Here is a 25,206-nt window from a genome sequence, read left to right on the forward strand (position 1 = left end):
AGGCCTCATGACCGATCTCCAGCAGACGACTCCCGAGGAGGCGGCCGAGAAGGCCGCGGTCCTGATCGAATCGCTGCCCTGGCTGCGCCGGTTCCGCGACCAGATCATCGTGATCAAGTACGGCGGCAACGCCATGGTCTCCGAGGAGCTGCAGGACGCCTTCGCGCAGGACATCGCGTACCTGCGCTTCGCGGGCGTCAAGCCGGTGGTCGTGCACGGCGGCGGGCCGCAGATCTCGAAGATGCTCGACCGGCTGTCGATCCCGAGCGAGTTCAAGGGCGGCTACCGGGTGACCTCGACGGAGGCCATCGGTGTGGTGCGGATGGTGCTGACCGGCCAGATCAACCCCCAGCTGGTGGCGAAGATCAACGCCCATGGGCCCTTCGCGACCGGCCTGTCCGGGGAGGATGCGGGGCTGTTCCGCGGTCGGCGGCGCGGGGTCGTCATCGAGGGCGTCGAGCACGACCTGGGCTTCGTGGGCGATGTCGTGGGCGTCGATCCGCAGCCCGTCCTCGATCAGCTGACCGCGGGCCGGATCCCCGTCGTCTCCTCGATCGCCCCGGACCACGACAATCCCGGCCACTCGCTGAACGTCAACGCGGATGCCGCCGCCGCAGCGCTCGCGGTCGCCCTCGGCGCCACCAAGCTCGTGGTGCTCACCGACGTTCCGGGACTGTACGCCGACTGGCCCGATCGGGAATCCCTCGTCTCGCACCTGACGGCGTCCGAGCTGCGCGAGATGCTGCCGACGCTGGAGTCGGGCATGATCCCCAAGATGCAGGCCTGCCTGGATGCCGTCGAGGGCGGCGTCGACACGGCGGCGATCATCGACGGCCGCCAGCCGCACTCGGTGCTGGTGGAGATCTTCACGGAACACGGAATCGGAACAGAGGTGGTGGCGAAGTGACCGACACGACGACGCAGGCACGCTGGCAGGAGGACGCGTCGCGCGACCTGGTGCGCAACGCCGGCGCCCGACTGGCGATGTTCACGCGCGGCGAGGGCGCGTCGGTGTGGGACGACTCGGGCCGACGCTACCTGGACTTCCTCGGCGGGATCGCCGTGACCTCGCTCGGGCACGCCCACCCCGTCTTCGTCGACGCGATCGCCCGGCAGGCGGCGACCCTCGCCCACGTCTCGAACTACTTCGCGACCCCGCCACAGCTCGAGCTGGCCGCCCTCCTCAAGGAGATCGCCGGGGCAGGGGAGGCGGGACGCGTCTACTTCGGCAACTCGGGCGCCGAGGCCAACGAGGCGGCGTTCAAGCTCGCGCGCCTCCACGGCGCCGCCGACCGCAACGGCGGCACGCCGCGCCCGCGCATCCTCGCCCTCGAGAACGCCTTCCACGGTCGAACGATGGGGACGCTCGCCCTGACGGGCAAGCCCTACATGCAGGAGCCCTTCCTCCCCATGGTCCCGGGGGTGGAGTTCCTCGACTCGACCGTCGCGGCGCTCGAGGCCGCCATGGACGACCGTGTCGCCGCCCTGTTCGTCGAGCCCATCAAGGGCGAGGCCGGGGTGGTCGAGCTGCCCGAGGGCTACCTGCGCGCGGCGCGCGAGATCACCCGGCGCCACGGCGCCCTGCTGATCGTCGACGAGATCCAGACCGGGGCGGGTCGCACGGGGGAGTGGTTCGCGTTCCAGCACGAAGGGATCACCCCCGACGCGATCACCGTCGCGAAGGGGATCGGCGGCGGTTTCCCCATCGGCGCCCTCATCACCTACGGCGAGGCGAGTGACCTGTTCTACCCCGGCACCCACGGGTCCACCTTCGGCGGCAATGCGCTGGGGACCGCGGTCGCGGTCGCCGTCCTGCGCGAGATCGAACGCGCGGGGCTCCTGGCCAACGCGGCGGAGCGGGGCGTGCAGCTGCGCACGGCGATCGAGGCGCTGGACTCGCCGCTGGTCCGCGAGACACGCGGCCGGGGCCTGCTGATCGGCGTCGGCCTGCGGCATCCGGTCGCCGGCGCCGTCGTCGCGGCCGCGCAGCAGCACGGCCTGATCGTGAACGCCGCCAACGAGGACACGGTGCGGCTCGCCCCCGCCCTCACGATCGGCGACGTCGAGGTGGACGAGTTCATCGACCTCTTCGGACGCGCACTCCACACCGTCGAGGACTCGCTGCTGCTCGAGGACCCGACCGACCACTCGAAGGAATCCGCATGACTCGCCACCTCCTCCGCGACGACGACCTCAGCCCGGCCGAGCAGGCCGAGATCCTGGACCTCGCCCTCTCGCTGAAGAAGGACCGCTGGAAGCTCAAGCCCCTCGAGGGCCCGCAGACCGTGGCGGTGATCTTCGACAAGTCGTCCACGCGCACCCGCGTGTCCTTCGCGGTGGGCATCGCCGACCTGGGCGGCTCGCCGCTGATCATCTCGACCGCCAACAGCCAGCTCGGCGGCAAGGAGACCCCTTCCGACACGGCCCGCGTGCTGGAGCGGCAGGTCGCCGCCATCGTGTGGCGCACGTACGCCCAGGCGGGGCTGGAGGAGATGGCGGCGGGCACCCGCGTCCCCGTCGTCAACGCCCTCAGCGACGACTTCCACCCGTGCCAGCTGCTCGCCGATCTCCTCACGATCCGCGAGCACAAGGGCGAGCTCGCCGGCCTGACGCTCACCTTCTTCGGCGACGGCAAGTCGAACATGGGGCACTCCTACGTTCTCGCCGGCGTCACGGCGGGCATGCACGTGCGCGTCGCCTCGCCCGAGGACTACGCGCCGCGCGAGGACGTCATCTCCGACGCCGATCGGATCGCGGCGACCACCGGGGGATCGGTGGCCCTGTACACCGACCCGGTCGAGGCGGCCGCGGGCGCCGACGTGATCGTCACCGACACGTGGGTCTCGATGGGCAAGGAGGAGGAGAAGATCGCACGCCTGCGCGATCTCGGCGCCTACAAGGTCACCCAGGAGACGATGGCGCTCGCACAGGACGACGCGATCTTCATCCACTGCCTGCCCGCCGACCGCGGCTACGAGGTGGACGCCGAGGTGATCGACGGCCCGCAGAGCGTCGTCTGGGACGAGGCGGAGAACCGTCTCCACGCCCAGAAGGCGCTGCTGGTCTGGCTGCTGCGCCAGCAGTGACGTGACCGTGGCCGGCGCCCTCGCCACGTCGCACCTGCAGACCGGCTCCCGGCTCGCGGGTGTCGATCTGGCGCGGGGTCTCGCGGTCCTCGGCATGCTCACCGCCCACCTGCTGGCGATCGAGTCATTCGACCCGAGCGCGCCGGCCACCTGGGTCGACATCGTCAACGGGCGGTCCTCGATCCTGTTCGCCGTGCTCGCCGGCGTCTCCCTCGCGCTGGTCTCCGGCGGCGCCGCTCCCGTCGCGGGCGACCGTCTGCGGCTGGTCCGGGCGCGGACCGCGGTGCGCGCGGTGGTCCTGTGGACGATCGGCATCCTGCTCATCCTCACCGGCGTTCCGGTCTACGTCATCCTCCCGGCCTACGCGGTGCTCTTCCTGCTGGCGCTTCCCTTCCTCCGGCTGCGCGCTCCGGCGCTGTGGCTGCTCGCCGCCGCGCTCGCCCTGACGATGCCGCTGCTGCAGCCGGCGCTGAACGAGATCGTCGCCCGTGCCGGATCCGACGTCGAGCTGATGCTCGGCTGGCACTACCCGTTCACGCTCTGGCTGGCCTTCGTGCTCGCGGGGCTCGCCGCCGGCCGCAGCGACCTGCGCCGGCTGGGGACGCAGCTCGCGCTGGTGGCGGTCGGCGTCGCGGCCGCCGTCGTGGGCTACGGCGCGGTCGCCCTCTGGCCCGTGGCGGACGGACCGGGATGGGTGGGGGAGGTGTGGACCGACCGGGCCCATTCCGGCGGCCTCCCCGAGGTCCTCGGCTCCGGGGGTGTCGCGCTCGCCGTCCTCGGGGCCTCGCTCCTCGTGTGCCGCACGCCGCTGGCCTGGGTCTTGATCCCGCTCCGCGCCGTCGGCTCGATGCCGCTCACGGCCTACGTGGGTCAGCTCCTGGCGTGGGCGGTCATCGCCGCGGTCGTCCTCGGGGACACCGGCGACCTCGGCGGCTTCCGCGCCCTCGACCCGCTGGGGCCGTTCATCGTCACCACCCTCGTGGCATGCACCGCCTGGGCCCTGCTGTTCGGGCGCGGTCCCCTCGAGCGCGGAGTCGCGTGGATCGTCCGCACGCTCGTGCGCGGCTGATCCCCACGACGGCGGCGGGCGCGCGGCTGGCTAGGCTGGGACGGTGACCGACTCATCCGCGCATGGCACGAACGAAGGCGCCCTCTGGGGGGCGCGCTTCGCGACCGGACCGTCCCCCGAACTGCAGGCGCTGAGCCGATCCACCCACTTCGACTGGGTCCTCGCGCTGTACGACCTGGCGGGCTCGCACGCCCACGCTGCCGCGCTCGCCGCCGCCGGGTACCTCACGCCCGACGAGGAGTCGCGGATGCACGCGGGTCTCGACGCGCTCGCGCGCGCGGTGACCGACGGGACGCTGGTCGCCCAGCCCGGCGACGAGGACGTCCATGGCGCCCTCGAGGCGGCCCTCATCGCCGCCGTCGGCCCCGAGCTGGGAGGCAAGCTCCGTGCCGGCCGCAGCCGCAACGACCAGATCGCCACTCTCGTGCGGCTCTACCTTCTCGATCACGCCCGGGTGATCGCCCGCGATCTCCTGCGCGTGATCGACGCGGTGGTCGCGCAGGCCGAGGCCCACCCGACCGCGATCATGCCGGGGCGCACCCACCTGCAGCACGCGCAGCCGATCCTCCTCGCCCACCACCTGCAGGCGCATGCGTGGCCGCTGGTGCGCGACCTGGAGCGACTGCGGGACTGGTCGGCGCGCGCGAGCGTGTCGCCGTACGGCGGTGGCGCCCTCGCGGGGGCGACGCTCGGGCTGGATCCGCAGCTGGTCGCGGCCGAGCTGGGACTGGCCCGCCCGGCGGAGAACTCGCTCGACGGCACGGCGGCGCGCGACGTGGTCGCCGAGTTCGCGTTCATCGCCGCGATGATCGGCGTCGACCTGTCGCGTTTCGCGGAGGACGTCATCATCTGGAACACGCGCGAGTTCGGCTTCGTCACCCTCGACGACGGGTACTCGACCGGCTCGAGCATCATGCCGCAGAAGAAGAACCCCGACATCGCGGAGCTCGCACGAGGAAAGGCCGGTCGGCTGATCGGCAACCTGTCGGGGCTGCTCGCGACGCTCAAGGCGCTGCCGCTCGCGTACAACCGCGATCTGCAGGAGGACAAGGAGCCCGTCTTCGACTCGGTCACCACCCTCGAGGTCGTCCTGCCGGCCTTCGCGGGGATGATCGCGACGCTACGATTCGACACCGACCGCATGGCGTCCCTCGCTCCGGAGGGGTTCTCGCTGGCCACCGATGTGGCCGAGTGGCTGGTCCGGCAGGGCTTGCCGTTCCGGGACGCCCATGAGATCTCCGGGTCGCTGGTCCGTGCCTGCGAGGAGCGGGGGATCGGGCTGGAGGATGCCGACGACGCCCTCCTTGCGCAGGTCTCGGCCCACCTGGTGCCGGCGGTGCGCGAGGTCCTGACGATCGAGGGATCGGTCGCCAGCCGCACCGGCGCGGGAGGCACGGCGCCGATCCGCGTCGAGGAGCAGCGGCGTGAGCTCGTCGAGCGTGCGCAGGGCGCGGCGCGGGCACTCGGTCTCTGATCCGCTTATCTGCGCACCGCGATAGGTATCTGACTTATATCTCCATGAAATAAGTGCTACGCTTATTCCATGGAGCGCCGTATCGTCACCATCGCCGACATCGTCGGCTCGCGCAGCCTGCCCGACCGCAGCGCTGCCCAGCGCGCCATCGAGGATGCGGTGACCCGCGTGGAGCGCGACGCGCCGGCGGCCGAGCAGCCGCTCGTGGCGACCGTGGGCGACGAGTTCCAGGCGGTGCACACCGAGCTCTCCGCCGCGCTCCGATCGCTGCTGCTGCTGCAGCTCGCGCTTCCGGAGGGGATCGAGCTCCGATTCGGGGTGGGGGTGGGCGGTGTGCGGGCCGTGGACTCGCGCACGGAGCTGATCTCCGACGGGCCGGGGTGGTGGGCGGCGCGCGACGCGATCGAGGCGGTGCACCGCCTGCAGGATCGCGGCATGCCGAAGGCGCGCACACGCGTGGTCGGAGCCCCGGAGGAGGATGCCGACATGATGTCGCAGATCCGGATGGCCAACGCCTATCTGCTTGCGCGCGACGAACTCGTCGGGGCGATGAGCTCGCGGGCGCGCCGCCTGACATACGGACGGTGGGCTGGCCGCACGCAGCGGGAGCTCGCCGAGGAGGAGGGCATCAGCCAGCCCGCGGTCTCCCAGATGCTGGCGGCCGCCGGGTCCGCGGCGCTGCTGGCGGGACTGTCCGCGCTCGAAGGGGACGACCGGTGATCGGCGCCGGGATCGTCCTGCTGGCGGTCGGGGCGGTCGACCTGCTCCGCCAGTACATGCCCCGGCGCGGACGGCCCGCCGCCTTCGCGCTCGGCGCGGTCCTGCTGCTGATCCTCTCCGCTGGCGCCGACGCCGTGGTCTGGACCTTCGTCGCGCTCGGCACGGCGACCCTGTGGGTCTGGGGCACGCCGGACCGTCGCGGCGGGCGGGCGGGTCTGTGGCCCGTCGTGCTGATCGCCGCGGTGTCGGCGATCGCGGTCTCGATCGTGGGCGTGCGCCCCCAGCAGGGACCGCTCGGCGAGCTCTGGCCGGTCGCATCGCCGCTCGGCCTGGTCAGCCTCGACGTCGCCGTCTTCACCGTCGGCGCCGTGGCCTTCCTGACCGAGTCCGGCAACGTCGTGGTGCGCGCCGCGCTGCGGGAAGGCAGTGTGCCCGACGACGCGCCGGCGGCGCTGAAGGGAGGCCGGCTCATCGGTCCGCTCGAGCGCATCCTCGTGTTCGCGCTGACGCTCACCGGGGCCTTCACCCTGCTGGCGGCGGTGCTCGCCGCGAAGGGGATCGTGCGCTTCCCGGAGATCTCGCGCGACACCGAGGCGGGGACGCGCGCGGAGTACTTCCTCATCGGCAGCCTCGTGAGCTGGGTGACCGCCCTCGGGGCGGCGTTCCTCCTGTGGTGGGGGACCGGGGCCTGACGCTCGGCCGCCGCCCCGTGCGCGGGGTCGCCTCGGTCGCGCTGATAGCCTGGAACGCGTGTCTGAAACCGTCGTGAGCGCCCCGGCGCCCGCCAACGACCCCGCGTTCGAGAACGTCTGGGACGAGATCGTCTGGCGTGGCCTGGTGCACGTGTCCACCGATCAGGAAGCGCTGCGTGCGCTGCTCGGCGGGGACCCGATCACGTACTACTGCGGATTCGATCCCACGGCCCCGAGCCTCCACCTGGGAAACCTCGTCCAGCTCCTGCTGATGCGTCGCCTGCAGCTGGCGGGCCATCGCCCGCTCGGGCTGGTGGGGGGTTCCACGGGTCTCATCGGCGACCCGAAGCCCACGGCCGAGCGCACGCTGAACGACGCGACGGTGGTCGCGGAATGGGTGGGCTACCTGCAGTCGCAGGTCGCGCGCTTCCTCAGTTTCGACGGAGTGAATGCGGCGCGTCTGGTCAACAACCTCGACTGGACCCAGCCGATGAGCGCGATCACCTTCCTCCGCGACATCGGAAAGCACTACCGCGTCGGGACCATGCTGAAGAAGGACGCCGTCAGCGCACGCCTGAACTCGGAAGACGGCATCAGCTACGCCGAGTTCAGCTACCAGATCCTCCAGGGCCTCGACTACCGCGAGTTGTACCTGCAGCACGGGTGCGTCCTCCAGACCGGTGGAAGCGACCAATGGGGCAACCTGACGAGCGGGGTCGACCTCATCCGCAAGGCCGAGGGCGTCGCGGTGCATGCCATCGGCACGCCGCTGATCACGAACAGCGACGGACGCAAGTTCGGCAAGAGCGAGGGCAACGCGATCTGGCTCGATCCGGAGCTCACCAGCCCCTACGCGATGTACCAGTTCTGGCTCAACACCGACGACGCCGACGTGATCGACCGCCTCAAGGTGTTCACGTTCCTGACGCGCGCCGAGATCGAAGAGGTGGCGGCCGAGCACGAGGCCGCGCCGTTCCGCCGCGTCGGCCAGAAGCGCGTCGCGCGGGAAGTGACCACCATCGTCCACGGGGCGGAGGCGACGGCTGCGGCCATCGCGGCATCCGAGGCCCTCTTCGGTCAGGGGGATCTGTCCGCGCTCGACGCCGAGACGCTGCGCAGTGCGCTGCGAGAGCTTCCGCACGCCGAGGTGGCGCACGGCTCCCCGGTCGTGCAGGCGCTCGTCGACACCGGGCTGGTGTCGAGCCTCGGCGAGGCCCGGCGCGCGATCGCCCAGGGCGGCGTGTCGCTCGACGGCGAGAAGGTCGCCGACGAGTCCGTCGTCGTCACGGGGTCGCTCCCCGGTGGCGTCTCGGTGCTCCGCCGCGGCAAGAAGACGCTCGCGGGCCTCTTCGTCGGCTGACGCATGCCGTTCACCCCGTCGCACGCGATCGTCGCGATCCCGTTCGTCCGCACGCCGCTGCTGCCCGCGGCGATCGCGATCGGCGCGATGGCGCCCGACCTCCCGCTGTTCGTGCGCTTCCTGCCAATCAGCTACCAGGTGACCCACACCGACCTGCTCGCCTCGACGCTGCTCGCCCTCCTGCTCCTCGTGATCTGGTACGCGGTGCTGCGACCGGCGGTGCGGGAGATCTCGCCCACGTGGCTCGCGCGCCGGCTCCCGCCCGCGTGGGACGCCACCGGACGGCGCGCCTGGGAGTCCGTCCGCGCGCCGCGGCCGGGTGCACAGCGGGAGCTGTGGCGTCGCACGGGGGTGTTCGCCGTGCTCGTCGCGCTCTCCCTGCTTCTCGGGGTGATCTCGCACATCGTGTGGGACGCCTTCACGCACGAGGGGCGATGGGGGCTCGAGGTGTTCCCCTCCCTCGAGGAACCGTGGGGCCCTCTGCTCGGCTACAAGTGGCTCCAATACGGCTCGGGCGTCCTCGGCCTGGTCGTGCTCGCCGCCTTCGGTGCGTGGTGGCTCGCGCGCGCCGGCACCGGACCCGTCGTCCGCGTCCTCCCGACGTGGGTGCGCGTGAGCTGGTGGCTCTCCCTCCCGCTCGTCCTCCTGGTCGCCTGGATCGGCGGGCTGGTCGTGCTCGGCCCCATCGAGGGCACGTTCACGGCCGCGCACCTGGCCTACCGCGTGCTTCCGCCGGCGTGCGCCGTCTGGGGCGCGGTCACCGTGGTGCTGTGCGGTGTCGTCGTCGCGCGGCGCTACTCCGGCGGGCCGGGGACGCCGAGGGTGCGCCAGGCCTGACGGCGCACCCGCTCGACGGGATCCTCGGTCAGGGCGTCGACGAGGCCGCGGGAGTCGGGCAGGTCGTGTGCGCGGATCACCTTGAGCGACATCTCCCGCACGCGCCAGTGGGGGTCGCTCAGAGCGTCGACGACGAGGCGGGGGTGGCGCGGCGGTCCGATATGCAGCAGTCCGCGGGCTCCCCAGACGCGGCGCCAGTGATCCGGCCAGCCGATCGTGCCGCCGAGCCACGCGATGTCCGGCCAGCGGCGATCCGCGTCGCCCGCCCGGCCCGACAGCAGCTGCTCGCACCAGTCGACGACGAGCTCGCGCCCGAACAGTTCGCACGCCGCCGCGGCCAGATCCTGGGGCCGGCCGCCGGGCTCAGGGAGCATCGGCGGCCTCGATCCAGGTCGGCGCATCGCGCCCCCACGGGCGCGGCGCCGCGAAGGCGGTCGGACCGCCGGCGTAGGCGATCGCCGGCGCGGACGTCGTCAGGGCCAGGCCGTCCAGGTCGAACGTCTGCAGGTGACCCGCGTCGTCCGGAGGCGCGGCGGTCCCGGGTTCCGCGCGCCGCGGCATCGCCAGCAGCTCCTGTGCCACGCGGCGCAGGCTCGTCTGGGCGAGCCAGGACCCGCCCTCCGCGGCTCGCCGGGCGAGAAGGGTCAGGATCGCTGCCGCGAGCAGATAGCCGGCGCTGTGGTCGAGGGCCTGGGCCGGGAGCACGCCCGGGGTCCGTCCGTCCGGCGACTCCACCCACGCGATCCCGGTCTCGGCCTGCACGAGGCTGTCGAAACCGCGCCGGTCGGGGGAGCCCCAGGCGGTGAGACGCGCGACGATCACGCCGGGTCGCCGCGCGGCCAGCGCCTCGGGCGACAGGCCGAGCCGCTCGAGCGCGGCCGGCCGGTACCCGAGGACGACCACATCGGCGGTCTCGAGGAGGAGCCCGAACACGGCGCGTCCCGCGGGCGCTGCGAGATCCACCCGTGCCGAGCGCTTGCCGTGGCCGGTGTCCAGATGCTGCCAGGAGATCTCGGGCGTGCGGGGCGGGTCGATCCGGAGGACATCGGCGCCCAGGAGAGCGAGGGTGCGGGTGGCGACCGGCCCGGCGATCACCCGCGTGAGGTCCAGCACGCGGACTCCCCGCAGGGGCGCGTCGACCGGACCCCCGGGAAGCGGCCGCGGGCGCGCGTCGGCGAGACGCGAGATGGCGACGGCGTCGGAGCCGGGCGCGGCCCCGTCCGCCGGGCTCTCGGCCGCGACCGGTACGCACAGCCCGCCCTCCGCCGTGACCGCTGCGGCCGCGTCGGCGCTGGTGCGCCCGCGGAGCGCCGCGGCAACGGCATCCCGGCCCGCGTCCGGCGGCACGGAGAGTCCGCGGCGCAGCGCGGCGGCGTGATGCGGGTAGGTGCCGTGCGTGCGGACCCAGCCGTCGCTCGTCGGGAAGAAGGCCGACAGCTCGCCGAAGGCGGTCGGGCGCTCTCCGCCGACGCGCAGCCACCGCTCACTGGTGAACGCGACGGCGATGCGATCGCCGTCCAGCGGTCCGGGGGTGCTTCCGGCCAGCGAGGCCGCGGCCCGCGAAGCGTCTGCGACGGCGCGTTCCGCGAGCGCCCCGACGGAGAGGCGGGCGCTGAGCGGGACGTCGACACGATCGACCATGGCCCGACGCTACGCCCCACTGAGCGGACGTGCACGTGCCCTCGCGTCCAGATCCGCGGAATTCCGCGGATCGCGGGCGCGACACGCCCGGGATGCGAGCCCGATTTGCCCAAGTGGCGGAACCCACGTAACTTATTACTTGTTCGCCCCACAGGGAAGAGCGAGAAGGCCGGAAGGCCTCGCCCCCTCAAGCGGAGAACCACCTCCAACCCAAACACCTCGTAGAGGAAGCATGACCTTCGGGTCTAGGATGGAGTTTCCACCCCGTGGACCGCGGTCATCGACTGCTCCCGTGGATCTGAAGATCCCGGCGCGTCGATTTGACAGACGGAACGGGATGGATAAGATAGAGAAGTTGCCCTGCGGGGGAGGCTGAGAGGCCGAACAGCAGGAGCATCCGATCCTTGAGAACTCAACAGCGTGCACTTGTCAAATGCCAAAAAACCTCGATTCAGCTTCGGCTGAATGAGATTCCTTTGGATCAAAGTCCGGCACTTCGGTGTCGGCAACGGATAGTCAGCAATGACATCCCTTTGGTCAGATCAAACTCGCTGCTTCAGTCCATTCCGGCTGATCGCAGCAACATTTCTTTACGGAGAGTTTGATCCTGGCTCAGGATGAACGCTGGCGGCGTGCTTAACACATGCAAGTCGAACGGTGAAGGCGGAGCTTGCTCTGCTGGATCAGTGGCGAACGGGTGAGTAACACGTGAGCAATCTGCCCCTGACTCTGGGATAAGCGCTGGAAACGGCGTCTAATACCGGATACGAGCTGCGAAGGCATCTTCAGCAGCTGGAAAGAACTTCGGTCAGGGATGAGCTCGCGGCCTATCAGCTAGTTGGTGAGGTAACGGCTCACCAAGGCGTCGACGGGTAGCCGGCCTGAGAGGGTGACCGGCCACACTGGGACTGAGACACGGCCCAGACTCCTACGGGAGGCAGCAGTGGGGAATATTGCACAATGGGCGCAAGCCTGATGCAGCAACGCCGCGTGAGGGACGACGGCCTTCGGGTTGTAAACCTCTTTTAGCAGGGAAGAAGCGAAAGTGACGGTACCTGCAGAAAAAGCGCCGGCTAACTACGTGCCAGCAGCCGCGGTAATACGTAGGGCGCAAGCGTTATCCGGAATTATTGGGCGTAAAGAGCTCGTAGGCGGTTTGTCGCGTCTGCTGTGAAAACCCGAGGCTCAACCTCGGGCCTGCAGTGGGTACGGGCAGACTAGAGTGCGGTAGGGGAGATTGGAATTCCTGGTGTAGCGGTGGAATGCGCAGATATCAGGAGGAACACCGATGGCGAAGGCAGATCTCTGGGCCGTAACTGACGCTGAGGAGCGAAAGGGTGGGGAGCAAACAGGCTTAGATACCCTGGTAGTCCACCCCGTAAACGTTGGGAACTAGTTGTGGGGACCATTCCACGGTCTCCGTGACGCAGCTAACGCATTAAGTTCCCCGCCTGGGGAGTACGGCCGCAAGGCTAAAACTCAAAGGAATTGACGGGGACCCGCACAAGCGGCGGAGCATGCGGATTAATTCGATGCAACGCGAAGAACCTTACCAAGGCTTGACATATACGAGAACGCTGCAGAAATGTAGAACTCTTTGGACACTCGTAAACAGGTGGTGCATGGTTGTCGTCAGCTCGTGTCGTGAGATGTTGGGTTAAGTCCCGCAACGAGCGCAACCCTCGTTCTATGTTGCCAGCACGTAATGGTGGGAACTCATGGGATACTGCCGGGGTCAACTCGGAGGAAGGTGGGGATGACGTCAAATCATCATGCCCCTTATGTCTTGGGCTTCACGCATGCTACAATGGCCGGTACAAAGGGCTGCAATACCGCGAGGTGGAGCGAATCCCAAAAAGCCGGTCCCAGTTCGGATTGAGGTCTGCAACTCGACCTCATGAAGTCGGAGTCGCTAGTAATCGCAGATCAGCAACGCTGCGGTGAATACGTTCCCGGGTCTTGTACACACCGCCCGTCAAGTCATGAAAGTCGGTAACACCTGAAGCCGGTGGCCCAACCCTTGTGGAGGGAGCCGTCGAAGGTGGGATCGGTAATTAGGACTAAGTCGTAACAAGGTAGCCGTACCGGAAGGTGCGGCTGGATCACCTCCTTTCTAAGGAGCATCTGGCACCCTGGGTTTTCGAACACAGTGGTGTCCAGGCGCCGGATCAGGACCGAATGCGTCCTGCCGGTTAGCTCATGGGTGGAACATTTGACAAGGTGCCGGAGGGTGACCTTCGAACTCAGTACGCTGCTTGCAGCTGGAAAGGTTCGGGGCAAGCCAGCCGGCACATGCACGCTGTTGGGTCCTGAGGGACCGGATGTGCTCTTCGGAGCAAGCCAACCTCAGGACCTTTTCTGGCTGCCGAATCGGCAAGCGGGGAAGGTACCGCCCGTACTTTGAGAACTACACAGTGGACGCGAGCATCTTTGAACTGACGCAAGTCAGTTCATATAGATGATCTTAAAGATCATTAGTCAATTTCGAGTCGGACTTCGGTCCGAACCGATTCTTGATAAAACTCATGTGATTTCAAGTCTTTAAGAGCAAACGGTGGATGCCTTGGCATCTGGAGCCGAAGAAGGACGTAGCAATCTGCGATAAGCCTCGGGGAGTGGATAAGCACACTTTGATCCGAGGATTTCCGAATGGGGAAACCCCGCTGGGCGGCGTGCCGACCCAGTGACTCCCGCCTGAATATATAGGGCGGGTAGAGGGAACGTGGGGAAGTGAAACATCTCAGTACCCACAGGAAGAGAAAGCAACCGCGATTCCGTTAGTAGTGGCGAGCGAAACCGGAACAGGCTAAACCGAGTACGTGTGATATCCGGCAGGAGTTGCGTATTCGGGGTTGTGGGACTTTTCGGGCTGTTCTGCCGAGCAGCCGGCGTTACAAGAAGGTATAGACGAACTGGATTGAAAGCCAGGTCATAGAGGGTGCCAACCCCGTAGTCGAAATGCCTCCCTTGACGCGAAGAGTATCCCAAGTAGCACGGGGCCCGAGAAATCCCGTGTGAATCTGTCAGGACCACCTGATAAGCCTAAATACTCCCAGATGACCGATAGCGGACAAGTACCGTGAGGGAAAGGTGAAAAGTACCCCGGGAGGGGAGTGAAATAGTACCTGAAACCGTTTGCTTACAAACCGTTGGAGCAGCCCTAGCAGCTGTGACAGCGTGCCTTTTGAAGAATGAGCCTGCGAGTTAGCGATACGTGGCGAGGTTAACCCGAGAGGGGTAGCCGTAGCGAAAGCGAGTCTGAATAGGGCGATTCAGTCGCGTGTCCTAGACCCGAAGCGAAGTGATCTATCCATGGCCAGGCTGAAGCGACGGTAAGACGTCGTGGAGGGCCGAACCCACTTAGGTTGAAAACTGAGGGGATGAGCTGTGGATAGGGGTGAAAGGCCAATCAAACTTCGTGATAGCTGGTTCTCTCCGAAATGCATTTAGGTGCAGCGTTGCGTGTTTCTTGCCGGAGGTAGAGCTACTGGATGGCCGATGGGCCCTACAAGGTTACTGACGTCAGCCAAACTCCGAATGCCGGTAAGTGAGAGCGCAGCAGTGAGACTGTGGGGGATAAGCTTCATAGTCGAGAGGGAAACAACCCAGACCACCAACTAAGGTCCCAAAGCGCGTGCTAAGTGGGAAAGGATGTGGAGTTGCCTTGACAACCAGGAGGTTGGCTTAGAAGCAGCCACCCTTGAAAGAGTGCGTAATAGCTCACTGGTCAAGTGATTCCGCGCCGACAATGTAACGGGGCTCAAGCACGCCACCGAAGTTGTGGCATTGACATTATTGGTAGGCCTTCGTGGTCCAGCCGTGTTGATGGGTAGGAGAGCGTCGTGTGGCCAGCGAAGCGGCGGTGTGAACCAGCCGTGGAGGCTACACGAGTGAGAATGCAGGCATGAGTAGCGAAAGACGTGTGAGAAACACGTCCTCCGAAAGACCAAGGGTTCCAGGGTCAAGCTAATCTTCCCTGGGTAAGTCGGGACCTAAGGCGAGGCCGACAGGCGTAGTCGATGGACAACGGGTTGATATTCCCGTACCGGCGAAGAACCGCCCAAGCTAATCCAGTGGTGCTAAGTGCCCGAATTCCTCTGTATCGATCCCTTCGGGGTGAGAACGTTGGAGCTAGCGCACGACCCCATGCTGGTGCGGTTAGCGTATTAACAGGTGTGACGCAGGAAGGTAGCCCAAGCCAGGCGATGGTTGTCCTGGTGCAAGTGCGTAGGCCGAGAGATAGGCAAATCCGTCTCTCACATAGGCTGAGACACGATGCGGATAAAAAGTGGGTGATCCTATGCTGCCGAGAAAAGCATCGACGCGAGGTTCTAGCCGCCCGTACCCCAAACCGACTCAGGTGGTCAGGTAGAGAATACCAAGGAGATCGAGAGAATCGTGGTTAAGGAACTCGGCAAAATGCCCCCGTAACTTCGGGAGAAGGGGGGCCTTCGACGTACTAGGACTTGCTCCGAAAGCGTTTGGAGGCCGCAGAGACTAGTGGGTAGCGACTGTTTATTAAAAACACAGGTCCGTGCCAAGTCGCAAGACGATGTATACGGACTGACGCCTGCCCGGTGCTGGAAGGTTAAGAGGACCGGTTAGCCGCAAGGCGAAGCTGAGAATTTAAGCCCCAGTAAACGGCGGTGGTAACTATAACCATCCTAAGGTAGCGAAATTCCTTGTCGGGTAAGTTCCGACCTGCACGAATGGCGTAACGACTTCCCAACTGTCTCAACCGCGAACTCGGCGAAATTGCATTACGAGTAAAGATGCTCGTTACGCGCAGCAGGACGGAAAGACCCCGTGACCTTTACTACAGCTTGGTATTGGTGTTCGGTGTGGCTTGTGTAGGATAGGTGGGAGACTTTGAAGCAGGGACGCCAGTTCTTGTGGAGTCATTGTTGAAATACCACTCTGGTCACTCTGGATATCTAACTTCGAACCGTAATCCGGTTCAGGGACAGTGCCTGGTGGGTAGTTTAACTGGGGCGGTTGCCTCCCAAAAAGTAACGGAGGCGCCCAAAGGTTCCCTCAACCTGGTTGGCAATCAGGTGGCGAGTGTAAGTGCACAAGGGAGCTTGACTGTGAGACTGACAGGTCGAGCAGGGACGAAAGTCGGGACTAGTGATCCGGCAGTGGCTTGTGGAAGCGCTGTCGCTCAACGGATAAAAGGTACCTCGGGGATAACAGGCTGATCTTGCCCAAGAGTCCATATCGACGGCATGGTTTGGCACCTCGATGTCGGCTCGTCGCATCCTGGGGCTGGAGTAGGTCCCAAGGGTTGGGCTGTTCGCCCATTAAAGCGGTACGCGAGCTGGGTTTAGAACGTCGTGAGACAGTTCGGTCCCTATCCGCTGCGCGCGTAGGAAATTTGAGAGGATCTGACCCTAGTACGAGAGGACCGGGTTGGACGAACCTCTGGTGTGCCAGTTGTTCTGCCAAGAGCACCGCTGGTTAGCTACGTTCGGGATGGATAACCGCTGAAAGCATCTAAGCGGGAAGCCGGCCTCAAGATGAGATTTCCATGCCTTCGGGCGAGAGGCTCCCAGCCAGACTACTGGGTTGATAGGCCGGATGTGGAAGCGCGGTAACGCGTGAAGCTGACCGGTACTAATAAGCCGATGACTTGATAACACACCGTTTTTGGTGCTTGCGTCCACTGAGTGGTTCTCGATGTACGGTCGAGAACCGCATGACAATGACATTGTTGTGCAGACTGAAACATCAATAGTGTTTCGGCGGCCATAGCGTGAGGGAAACGCCCGGTTACATTCCGAACCCGGAAGCTAAGCCTCACAGCGCCGATGGTACTGCAGGGGGGACCCTGTGGGAGAGTAGGACACCGCCGGACTTCTTTCGTGAAATGGCCACCCAGAGTTGGGTGGCCATTTCTCGTTAACGCGCAGGAAAGGAATGCTGCGATGGCAGAAGAAGAGCGACCCCACCGAGGCGACAAGCCTCGGTACGCCCCTGCCTCGGGTTCCCGTCGACCCCGGCCGAGCCGCGACGGCGACAAGCCATACGCGAAGCGCGATGGTGAGAAGCGTCCCTACGCGAAGCGCGACGGTGACAAGCCGTACGCGAAGCGCGATGGTGACAAGCGTCCGTATGCGAAGCGCGATGGTGACAAGCCGTACGCGAAGCGCGATGGTGACAAGCGTCCGTATGCGAAGCGCGATGGTGACAAGCCGTACGCGAAGCGCGATGGTGACAAGCCGTACGCGAAGCGCGATGGTGACAAGCCGTACGCGAAGCGCGATGGTGACAAGCCGTACGCGAAGCGCGATGGTGACAAGCGTCCCTTCGAGCGTCGCGATGGTGACAAGCGTCCCTTCGAGCGTCGCGATGGTGACAAGCGTCCCTTCGAGCGTCGCGATGGTGACAAGCGCCCCTACGAGCGTCGCGACGGTGACAAGCGCCCCTACGAGCGTCGCGACGGTGACAAGCCGTACGCGAAGCGCGATGGTGACAAGCGTCCCTATGAGCGTCGCGATGGTGACCGTCCGTACGCCAAGCGCGACGATCGCCGCCCGTCCCGCCCGCCGCAGGACGACGACCGCCGGCGCGAGCGAGGGCCCGAGATCCCCGACGACGTCACCGGGCGGGATCTCAACGGTCAGGCGCGCAACGAGCTGAAGACGCTGAGCAAGGAGAACGCCGAAGAGGTCGCGCGCCACCTCGCGATGGCCGCGCGCCTCATCGACGACGATCCCACGCTCGCCCACGAGCATGCGCTGGCAGCATCGCGCCGCGCAGGCCGCATCGCGGTGGTGCGCGAGACCGTCGCGATCACGGCATATGCGACGGGGGACTTCGCCCTCGCACTGCGTGAGCTGCGCACCTACCGTCGGATCTCCGGTCGCGACGACCAGATCGCACTGATGGTGGACAGCGAGCGCGGAGTGGGACGCGCCGACCGTGCCCTCGAGGTGGGTCGCACGGTCGACCGCGCCTCGCTCCCCGTCGACGTCCGCGTCGAACTGGCGATCGCCATGTCGGGGGCACGACTCGACCTCGGTCAGACCGAGCGGGCGCTGCAGGAGCTCGACATTCCGGAACTCGACCCGGACCGGGCGTTCTCGTGGAGCCCGGCACTGTTCGCCGCGCGCGCGACCGTGCTCGAGGAGCTGGGGCGGCTCGATGAGGCGGAGCGCTGGCAGCGCCGCGCCGACATCGCGGCCGAGGCGCTCGGCGCCGTCGATGCCGACCTCGAGGAGATCGAGATCGACGAGATCGAAGAACTCGACATCGACGAGGACCTCCAGGACGACGCGGCCCGTGCGGACGAGGGACCGGTGCCGGCGGATGTCGACGATCCCGGTCCCGAGGCCGACGAGACCGACGACGAGCAGCCGGCCGCCGCTGAGGAGCAGCCCGCTGCCCAGCCGGAGGTCGACCGCGACTGATGGCGCTGTTCTCCCGCTCGCGTCCGACGCCGCTCGACGGCGTCGACCTGCTGCTCGCCGATCTCGACGGCGTCGTCTACGCCGGTCCCGGCGCACTTCCCCACGCGATCGACAGCCTGAATCGCGCGGCGCAGGACCGACCGCTCGGATACATCACCAACAACGCGTCCCGACGTGACGAGACCGTCGCCGCGCACCTGCGCGAGCTCGGTCTGCACACGCAGGCGCGCGATGTGGTCACCAGCCCGCAGGCCGCGATGCGACTGCTGCGCGACCGGGTGCCCGCGGGCGCCGTCGTGCTCGTGGTCGGGGGAGACGGGCTCGTGCACGAGCTCGAGAAGGCCGGGTACCGCGTCACGCGGAGCGCGGAGGATTCTCCCGCCGCGGTCGTCCAGGGGTTCGCGCCCGAGGTGGGATGGGCGCAACTGGCGGAAGCGGCCTATGCGCTGGCGCTCCCGGAGGACGAGGGCGGGATCCCGTGGATCGCGACCAACACGGACTGGACCATCCCGCAGGCGCGGGGAATCGCGCCGGGCAACGGCACGCTCGTGTCGGCGGTGCACACCGCCGTCGGACGGCTCGCGACGGTGGCGGGCAAGCCCGAGCGCCCGATCTTCGACGAGGCCGTCGCCCGCTTCGGCGCGCAGCGGCCGCTGTTCATCGGCGACCGCCTCGACACCGACATCGCCGGCGCGCAGGCGGCGGGCATGGCATCGGCTCTCGTGCTGACCGGCATCGACAGGCCTAAGCACGTGCTGGCCGCGCCGACCCATTCGCGTCCCGATTTCATCCTGTCCGACCTGCGCGAGCTCCACGAGCCGTACCCCGAGACGATCGTGAAGGGCGACGTCACCACCGTCGGATCCGCCTCGGTGCGCATCGACGGACCGGACGTGCGGATCATCGCCGAGGGGGACCGGCCCATCGACCTGGTGCGCGCCGGCGCCGCGGCCATCTGGGCGACGGGGCGTGCGATCTACGGGTTCCGCGTTCCCGAACGCCTCTACGCCGATCCGTTCCACCGGCCCTGACCGTCACGCGCGTAGGGTGGAGGCATGTCGATGGATGCCGCTGACCGCGACGAGCGCCGCGAGGATCTCCTCTCGACCCTCGAGGTGATCGAGGAGCAGCCGCTCGCCGAGCGCGCCGCCGCGTACGCCGCCCTGCACGACGAACTCGCACGGCGGCTCGAGTCCGGTCCCCGCGACAGCCACGCATGACGAGCCGCCTCGACGCGGCTCTCGCCCAGCGCGGTCTCGCCCGGTCGCGGACCCACGCCGCCCAGCTGATCGACGCGGGGCTGGTGACCGTCGACGGTGTCGGCGTCGTGAAGGCGGCGACGAAGGTCGACGACGAGGCGCGCATCGAGGTCGCGCCGACAGACCACTACGTCAGTCGCGCCGCTCACAAGCTCATCGCCGCCCTCGATGCGTTCGGCGTGGTGGTGGATGGCCGGATCGCCCTCGACATGGGCGCGTCCACCGGCGGATTCACGCAGGTGCTGCGCGAGCGCGGCGCACAGCCCGTGCTCGCCGTCGACGTGGGCCACGGGCAGCTGTCGCGTCAGATCGCCGATGATCCCGGTGTGATCGGCGTCGAGGGGTTCAACGTGCGGCACATGACGGCCGGCGCCCTGGCGGAGGCCAGCGGCGTGTCGACGCGTCCCGAGGTCGTCACCGCCGACCTCTCGTTCATCTCGCTCGGTCACGTCCTCCCGGCCGTCGCTGAGGTGGTCGATCCCTCCGCCGACATCGTGGTCCTCGTGAAGCCTCAGTTCGAGGTGGGCCGCACCGGCGTGCGCGAGGGCGTCGTGACCGACCCGGGCAAACGTGCCGACGCGGTCGCCGGGGTGCTGTGGCAGGCATGGGACGCCGGCCTCGGCACCCATGGCGTCATCGCCTCGCCGATCATCGGAACGCACGGGAATGCGGAGTTCCTCGCCCACCTGCGCGTGCGCGGCTCGGACCCCGACGCCGGCAATCCGACAGAATGGTTGAGCACCGTGAACCGACTGGCGGGAATCTGATGACCACACGCGAGATCCTGGTGGTCGCGCACGCACACCGTGCCGACACCGTCGCCGCGGCCGCGCGCGTCGTCACGGCGCTGACCGCCGCGGGGGCGCACCCGGTGCTGCCCGGCGACGACGACGCGCTGATCGATGCCCTGTCGGCCACCGGCGGGTTCGGCGTGCTCGGCCGCGACGTGCAGATCGATCAGATCGAGCTCGCCATCGTCCTCGGCGGCGACGGGACGATCCTGCGCGCGGCGGAGATCGTCCGCGAGAGCACCGCCCCCGTGCTCGGCATCAACATGGGCCATGTCGGCTTCCTGGCGGAGATCGAGGCCGACGACATCGACGACGCGATGCGCCGGGTGATCGCGCGCGACTACGACGTCGAGGAGCGCATGGCGCTCTCGGTGCGCGTGAAGGACGTCGACGGCTCCGTCATCTACGAGACGTGGGCGCTCAACGAGGCCACCGTCGAGAAGGCGTCGCGCGAACGCATGATGGAGGTCGTCATCGAGATCGACGGCCGCCCGCTGTCGACCTTCGGCTGCGACGGCATGGTCGTCGCCACCCCCACGGGGTCGACGGCGTACAACTTCTCTGCCGGCGGTCCGGTCATCTGGCCCTCCGTCGAGGCGATCGCCGTCGTACCGCTGTCGGCGCACGCGCTCTTCGCCCGGCCGCTGGTCGTGGGTCCGGAGGCTTCCGTGGCCATCGAGGTGCTGGCGCGCACCTACGGCACCGGCATCCTGTGGTGCGACGGCCGCCGCTCGCACGACCTGCCGCCTGGAGCGCGCGTGGTCGTGCGACGCTCGAGCCGGCCCGTCCGCCTCGCGCGGCTGCACCCCGCGTCGTTCACCGATCGGCTGGTGCGGAAGTTCCGCCTCCCCGTGGCGGGGTGGCGCGGCCCGGCCGGCACGGTGATGGAGGCTGAGTGATCGAGCAGATGACGCTGCGCGATCTCGGCGTGATCGCGCAGGCCACTCTTCCGATCGGACCGGGCTTCACGGCGATCACCGGCGAGACCGGCGCCGGCAAGACGATGGTCGTGACCGGACTGGGACTGCTTCTCGGGCAGCGCGCTGATTCCGGGGCCGTGCGCTCCGGCGCCGCGCAGGCGTCGGTCGAAGGCGTCTGGATCGTCCCGGCCGACGGGCCGGTCGCCGAACGCGTGCGCGAGGCGGGTGGCGACGTGGAGCCCGTGGGCTCCGGCGACGCCGAGCTCTACCTCGGGCGCACGATCTCCAGCGAGGGCCGGGGGCGAGCGACGGTGGGAGGCCGCACGGCGCCCGCCGGGGTCCTCGCCGACCTCGCCGATCAGCTCGTGGTCGTGCACGGCCAGTCCGATCAGCTGCGCCTGCGTTCGGGCGCCGCCCAGCGCGACGCCCTCGACCGGTTCGCCGGCGCTCCCGTCGCCGACGCGCTCGCGGCCTACCGCGACGCATGGGAGCGGGCGCGCTCGCTGTCGGACGAGCTGGCGGAGCTGACCGCCCACCGCGACGAGCGGGCACGCGAGGCCGACGAGCTGCGCGACGCTCTCGCCGAGATCGAGCAGCTCGACCCGCAGCCGGGCGAGGACGCCGAGCTCGCCCAGCGCGCGGAGCGTCTGGCCAACGCCGAGGAGCTGCGCCTGGCCGCCGCGACGGCCCACGACGCGCTGTCGGGCGAGGACGACCGCCCCGATGTCATCGCGCTCCTCGCGGAAGCACGGCGGAGCCTGGAGCGCTCCGCGCACAGCGACGAGCGGCTCGGGGCGATCGCCGAGCAGGTCGGCGAGCTCGGCTACCGCGCCGCCGACCTGGCGGGGGAGCTGAGCGCGTATCTCGCCGACCTCGACGAGACCGGACCGCACGAGCTCGCCGCCGTCGAGGAGCGACGGGCCGCTCTTCAGGTGCTCGTCCGCCGGCACGGGTCGCTCGAGGCGGCGCTGACCCTGCAGGACCGCGGATCGGCCCGACTGCTCGAACTGGAAGACGACGGGGATCGCATCGAGCGACTCGCCTCGGAGCAGGAGGCCGCAGCTGCGCAGCTCGACGCCGCCGCCGAGATCCTCACCCGTGCGCGGACGGAAGCGGCGGAGAGGCTGGCCGCGGCGGTCACCGAGGAGCTGCGTCACCTGGCTCTTCCCGATGCCCGCCTGACCGTGGCGGTCGCGGCCGGTGCGCACAGCGCGGCCGGTCGGGACGAGGTGACCATCCTGCTCGCCCCGCATCCCGGCGCCGAGCCGCGTCCGGTGGCCCGCGGGGCCTCGGGCGGTGAGCTCAGCCGGGTGATGCTCGCCATCGAGGTGGTGATCTCCCGCACCGATCCGGTGCCCACCTTCGTGTTCGACGAGGTGGACGCGGGCATCGGCGGCGCCGCGGCGATCGAGGTGGGGCGCCGCCTGGCGCAGCTGGCGCAGTCGAGCCAGGTCATCGCGGTCACCCATCTGGCGCAGGTGGCCGCGTTCGCGGGCAATCACCTCAGCGTCGTGAAGTCCGGAGACGGGTCGGTCACCGCCTCCAGCGTCCGCCGGCTGGACGGCGCAGAGCGCGAAGCGGAGATGGCACGCCTGCTGTCGGGACTGGCCGATTCGGAGACCGCCCTCGAACACGCACGTGAGCTGCTGAGCCTCGGCGGCCACGGGCTGATAGGATGAAAGCCCGTGACGGACACTTCAGACGCGGGCATCATTTCGAACGACACCACCAGGCACATCTTCGTGACGGGCGGTGTCGTTTCCTCGTTGGGCAAGGGCTTGACGGCCGCCAGTCTGGGCAACCTGCTCACTGCGCGCGGCCTGCGCGTGGTGATGCAGAAGCTCGACCCCTACCTCAACGTCGACCCGGGGACGATGAACCCGTTCCAGCACGGTGAGGTCTTCGTCACCGACGACGGCGCCGAGACCGACCTCGACATCGGCCACTACGAGCGCTTCCTCGACATCGAGCTGAGCCAGGCCGCCAACGTCACGACCGGCCAGATCTACTCGCAGGTGATCGCGCGCGAGCGCCGCGGCGAGTACCTCGGCGACACGGTGCAGGTGATCCCGCACATCACGGACGAGATCAAGCGCCGCATGCGCCTGCAGGCCGACGAGTCGCCGCGGCCCGATGTGATCATCACCGAGATCGGCGGCACGGTCGGCGACATCGAGTCGCAGCCGTTCATCGAATCGGCCCGGCAGATCCGGCACGAGCTCGGGCGCAAGAACGTCTTCTTCGTCCACGTCTCGCTGGTGCCGTTCATGGGCGCCTCGGGTGAGCAGAAGACCAAGCCGACGCAGCACTCCGTCGCCGCGCTGCGCTCCATCGGCATCCAGCCCGACGCGCTGGTCCTGCGCAGCGACCGGCCGGTCACCGAGTCCAACAAGCGCAAGATCGCGCTCATGTGCGACGTGGACGAGGACGCGGTCGTGAACGCGGTCGACGTGCCGAGCATCTACGACATCCCCTCCATGCTCAACGAGCAGGGCCTCGACGCCTACATCGTCGACAAGCTCGGCCTGGGCAAGGCCGCGGAGGTCGACTGGACGCGCTGGGGTAAGGTGCTCCAGGCGGTCCACAACCCCAAGCACGAGGTCACGATCGGCCTCGTCGGCAAGTACATCGACCTGCCCGACGCGTACCTGTCGGTCACCGAGGCCCTGAAGGCCGGCGGCTTCGCACAGGAGACCAAGGTGAAGGTCACCTGGATCCCGTCCGACCTCTGCGAGACGCCCGAGGGCGCCGAGAAGGCGCTCGCGCCGCTGGACGGCATCGTCGTCCCCGGCGGGTTCGGCATCCGCGGCATCGAGGGCAAGCTCGGCGCGCTGAAGTTCGCGCGCGAGCAGGGGATCCCGACGCTCGGGATCTGCCTGGGCCTGCAGTGCATGGTGATCGAGTACGCGCGCAACGTCGTCGGCTTGGAGGGGGCGTCGTCCAGCGAGTTCGATCCGGACACCGAGCACCCGGTCATCGCGACGATGGCCGAGCAGGTGGACATCCTCGCCGGCGGCGACCTGGGCGGCACGATGCGCCTGGGGCTCTACGAGGCGGAGCTCGCCGAGGGGTCGCTCGCCGCCGAGGTCTACGGATCGACGCGGGCGTCGGAGCGTCACCGTCACCGCTACGAGGTCAACAACAAGTACCGCGACCAGATCGCCGCGGCCGGCTTCTCGTTCTCGGGGCTCTCGCCCGACCGCAACCTCGTCGAGTACGTCGAGCTCCCGCGCGACGTGCACCCGTACTACATCGCCACGCAGGCCCACCCCGAGCTGCGCTCGCGGCCCACCGAGGCCAACCCGCTGTTCCGCGGCCTCATCGCGGCGGCGCTGGAGCGTCACAGCGCGAGCGAGCTGTTCGACGTCGACAATGACTGAGCTGCGCGACGAGCCCGTCGACGCCGAGGTGATCGACAGCGACCTCGTCTACGAGGGTCGCGTGTGGGACGTGCGCAGCGACACCGTGCGCTACGGCGACGGGGAGATCGTGCGGCAGTACGTCGCCCACCCCGGCGCCGTGGCGGTCGTCGCGCTCGACGACGACGAGCGGGTCGCCCTCATCCAGCAATACCGCCACCCCATCCGGCATCGCGACTGGGAGATCCCGGCGGGGCTGCTCGATGTCGCGGGCGAGCCGCCGATCGACACCGCGCGGCGGGAGCTCGCGGAAGAGGTCGACCTCGTCGCCGAGTCGGTCGAGCCGCTCCTCAGCATCTTCACCACGCCCGGCGGCAACGACGAGACGGTGCACATCTTCCTCGCCCGCGGGCTCTCGCCCGCCCCGCATCCGCACGCACGCGAGCAGGAAGAGGCGGACATCCGGCTGGAGTGGATGCCGCTGTCCGAGGCGGTCGACGCGGTGCTGACCGGACGCATGCGCAACGGCATCCTCGCCGCCGGCGTGCTCGCCGCCGCCGAGCGGGCGCGACGGTCATCGCAGGGATGA

General features: G+C 68.2%; 19 protein-coding genes and 3 rRNA genes. 20 read left to right on the plus strand and 2 right to left on the minus strand.

What is annotated here, in order from left to right; genetic code table 11:
• The first annotated feature begins 7 nt into the window (after window positions 1-7).
• The 9 genes from argB to QQZ13_RS11755 all read left to right on the plus strand — a co-directional run bounded on the left by argB (window position 8) and on the right by QQZ13_RS11755 (window position 9,238).
• Complete coding sequence (gene argB / locus QQZ13_RS11715; protein WP_284529368.1) at window positions 8-907, plus strand: acetylglutamate kinase; 900 nt, start codon at window positions 8-10, stop codon at window positions 905-907.
• Window positions 904-2,166 (plus strand): acetylornithine transaminase, encoded by a 1,263-nt coding sequence (locus QQZ13_RS11720; RefSeq protein ID WP_284529370.1) that lies wholly within the window; start codon window positions 904-906, stop codon window positions 2,164-2,166. The genes argB and QQZ13_RS11720 overlap by 4 nt, the downstream gene beginning before the upstream one ends.
• On the plus strand, window positions 2,163-3,086 hold the full coding sequence (gene argF / locus QQZ13_RS11725; RefSeq protein WP_284529371.1) for an ornithine carbamoyltransferase: 924 nt from the start codon (window positions 2,163-2,165) through the stop codon (window positions 3,084-3,086). Before QQZ13_RS11720 ends, argF begins: the two co-directional genes overlap by 4 nt.
• 1 nt (window position 3,087) lies before the next feature.
• Complete coding sequence (locus tag QQZ13_RS11730; RefSeq protein WP_284529372.1) at window positions 3,088-4,155, plus strand: heparan-alpha-glucosaminide N-acetyltransferase domain-containing protein; 1,068 nt, start codon at window positions 3,088-3,090, stop codon at window positions 4,153-4,155.
• 43 nt (window positions 4,156-4,198) lie between these two features.
• On the plus strand, window positions 4,199-5,629 hold the full coding sequence (argH, locus tag QQZ13_RS11735; RefSeq protein WP_284529374.1) for an argininosuccinate lyase: 1,431 nt from the start codon (window positions 4,199-4,201) through the stop codon (window positions 5,627-5,629).
• A gap of 69 nt (window positions 5,630-5,698) precedes the next feature.
• Window positions 5,699-6,349: a SatD family protein gene (locus QQZ13_RS11740; protein WP_284529376.1), complete on the plus strand. Its 651-nt coding sequence runs from the start codon at window positions 5,699-5,701 to the stop codon at window positions 6,347-6,349.
• The gene (locus QQZ13_RS11745; RefSeq protein WP_284529377.1) at window positions 6,346-7,041 is read left to right on the plus strand and encodes a hypothetical protein; all 696 of its coding nucleotides are present in this window, start codon (window positions 6,346-6,348) and stop codon (window positions 7,039-7,041) included. Before QQZ13_RS11740 ends, QQZ13_RS11745 begins: the two co-directional genes overlap by 4 nt.
• 58 nt (window positions 7,042-7,099) lie before the next feature.
• Window positions 7,100-8,401: a tyrosine--tRNA ligase gene (gene tyrS, locus QQZ13_RS11750; protein WP_284529378.1), complete on the plus strand. Its 1,302-nt coding sequence runs from the start codon at window positions 7,100-7,102 to the stop codon at window positions 8,399-8,401.
• 3 nt (window positions 8,402-8,404) lie between these two features.
• A complete protein-coding gene (locus QQZ13_RS11755) occupies window positions 8,405-9,238 on the plus strand; it encodes a DUF4184 family protein (RefSeq protein ID WP_284529379.1) in 834 nt (277 codons plus the stop codon).
• Here the strand turns inward: QQZ13_RS11755 and QQZ13_RS11760 are convergent.
• Together QQZ13_RS11760 and QQZ13_RS11765 are read right to left on the minus strand one after the other, a co-directional pair.
• Window positions 9,196-9,612: a HEAT repeat domain-containing protein gene (locus QQZ13_RS11760; protein WP_284529380.1), complete on the minus strand. Its 417-nt coding sequence runs from the start codon at window positions 9,610-9,612 to the stop codon at window positions 9,196-9,198. The genes QQZ13_RS11755 and QQZ13_RS11760 overlap by 43 nt on opposite strands.
• Window positions 9,602-10,879 (minus strand): CoA transferase, encoded by a 1,278-nt coding sequence (locus QQZ13_RS11765; protein ID WP_284529381.1) that lies wholly within the window; start codon window positions 10,877-10,879, stop codon window positions 9,602-9,604. The genes QQZ13_RS11760 and QQZ13_RS11765 overlap by 11 nt, the downstream gene beginning before the upstream one ends.
• Window positions 10,880-11,468: 589 nt before the next feature.
• Between QQZ13_RS11765 and QQZ13_RS11770 the strand changes: the two genes are divergently transcribed.
• The 11 genes from QQZ13_RS11770 (at window position 11,469) to QQZ13_RS11820 (ending at window position 25,206) form a co-directional block, all read left to right on the plus strand.
• A 16S ribosomal RNA gene (locus tag QQZ13_RS11770) occupies window positions 11,469-12,992 on the plus strand.
• Between the two features lie 418 nt (window positions 12,993-13,410).
• Window positions 13,411-16,516 (plus strand): 23S ribosomal RNA (locus tag QQZ13_RS11775).
• A gap of 100 nt (window positions 16,517-16,616) precedes the next feature.
• A 5S ribosomal RNA gene (gene rrf / locus QQZ13_RS11780) occupies window positions 16,617-16,733 on the plus strand.
• The 16S, 23S and 5S rRNA genes sit together here, the layout of an rRNA operon.
• A 70-nt stretch (window positions 16,734-16,803) precedes the next feature.
• Entirely contained in the window at window positions 16,804-18,288 is a 1,485-nt protein-coding gene (locus QQZ13_RS11785; protein ID WP_284529382.1) for a primosomal protein, read from the plus strand.
• Window positions 18,288-19,319: an HAD-IIA family hydrolase gene (locus tag QQZ13_RS11790; protein WP_284529383.1), complete on the plus strand. Its 1,032-nt coding sequence runs from the start codon at window positions 18,288-18,290 to the stop codon at window positions 19,317-19,319. Before QQZ13_RS11785 ends, QQZ13_RS11790 begins: the two co-directional genes overlap by 1 nt.
• 24 nt (window positions 19,320-19,343) lie before the next feature.
• Window positions 19,344-19,508, plus strand: a complete 165-nt coding sequence (locus tag QQZ13_RS11795; protein ID WP_284529607.1) for a hypothetical protein — start codon at window positions 19,344-19,346, stop codon at window positions 19,506-19,508.
• Window positions 19,505-20,314 carry a TlyA family RNA methyltransferase gene (locus QQZ13_RS11800; RefSeq protein ID WP_284529384.1) on the plus strand — a complete coding sequence of 270 codons (810 nt, stop codon included), beginning with the start codon at window positions 19,505-19,507 and terminating at the stop codon, window positions 20,312-20,314. The genes QQZ13_RS11795 and QQZ13_RS11800 overlap by 4 nt, the downstream gene beginning before the upstream one ends.
• The gene (locus tag QQZ13_RS11805) at window positions 20,314-21,237 is read left to right on the plus strand and encodes an NAD kinase (RefSeq protein ID WP_284529385.1); all 924 of its coding nucleotides are present in this window, start codon (window positions 20,314-20,316) and stop codon (window positions 21,235-21,237) included. The genes QQZ13_RS11800 and QQZ13_RS11805 overlap by 1 nt, the downstream gene beginning before the upstream one ends.
• A complete protein-coding gene (gene recN, locus QQZ13_RS11810) occupies window positions 21,234-22,937 on the plus strand; it encodes a DNA repair protein RecN (protein WP_284529386.1) in 1,704 nt (567 codons plus the stop codon). Before QQZ13_RS11805 ends, recN begins: the two co-directional genes overlap by 4 nt.
• A gap of 6 nt (window positions 22,938-22,943) precedes the next feature.
• Window positions 22,944-24,638, plus strand: a complete 1,695-nt coding sequence (locus tag QQZ13_RS11815; RefSeq protein ID WP_284529387.1) for a CTP synthase — start codon at window positions 22,944-22,946, stop codon at window positions 24,636-24,638.
• On the plus strand, window positions 24,631-25,206 hold the full coding sequence (locus QQZ13_RS11820) for an NUDIX hydrolase (RefSeq protein ID WP_284529388.1): 576 nt from the start codon (window positions 24,631-24,633) through the stop codon (window positions 25,204-25,206). Before QQZ13_RS11815 ends, QQZ13_RS11820 begins: the two co-directional genes overlap by 8 nt.

Origin of the sequence: Microbacterium sp. T2.11-28 (genome assembly GCF_950097975.1) — a bacterium.
Lineage (GTDB): Bacteria > Actinomycetota > Actinomycetes > Actinomycetales > Microbacteriaceae > Microbacterium.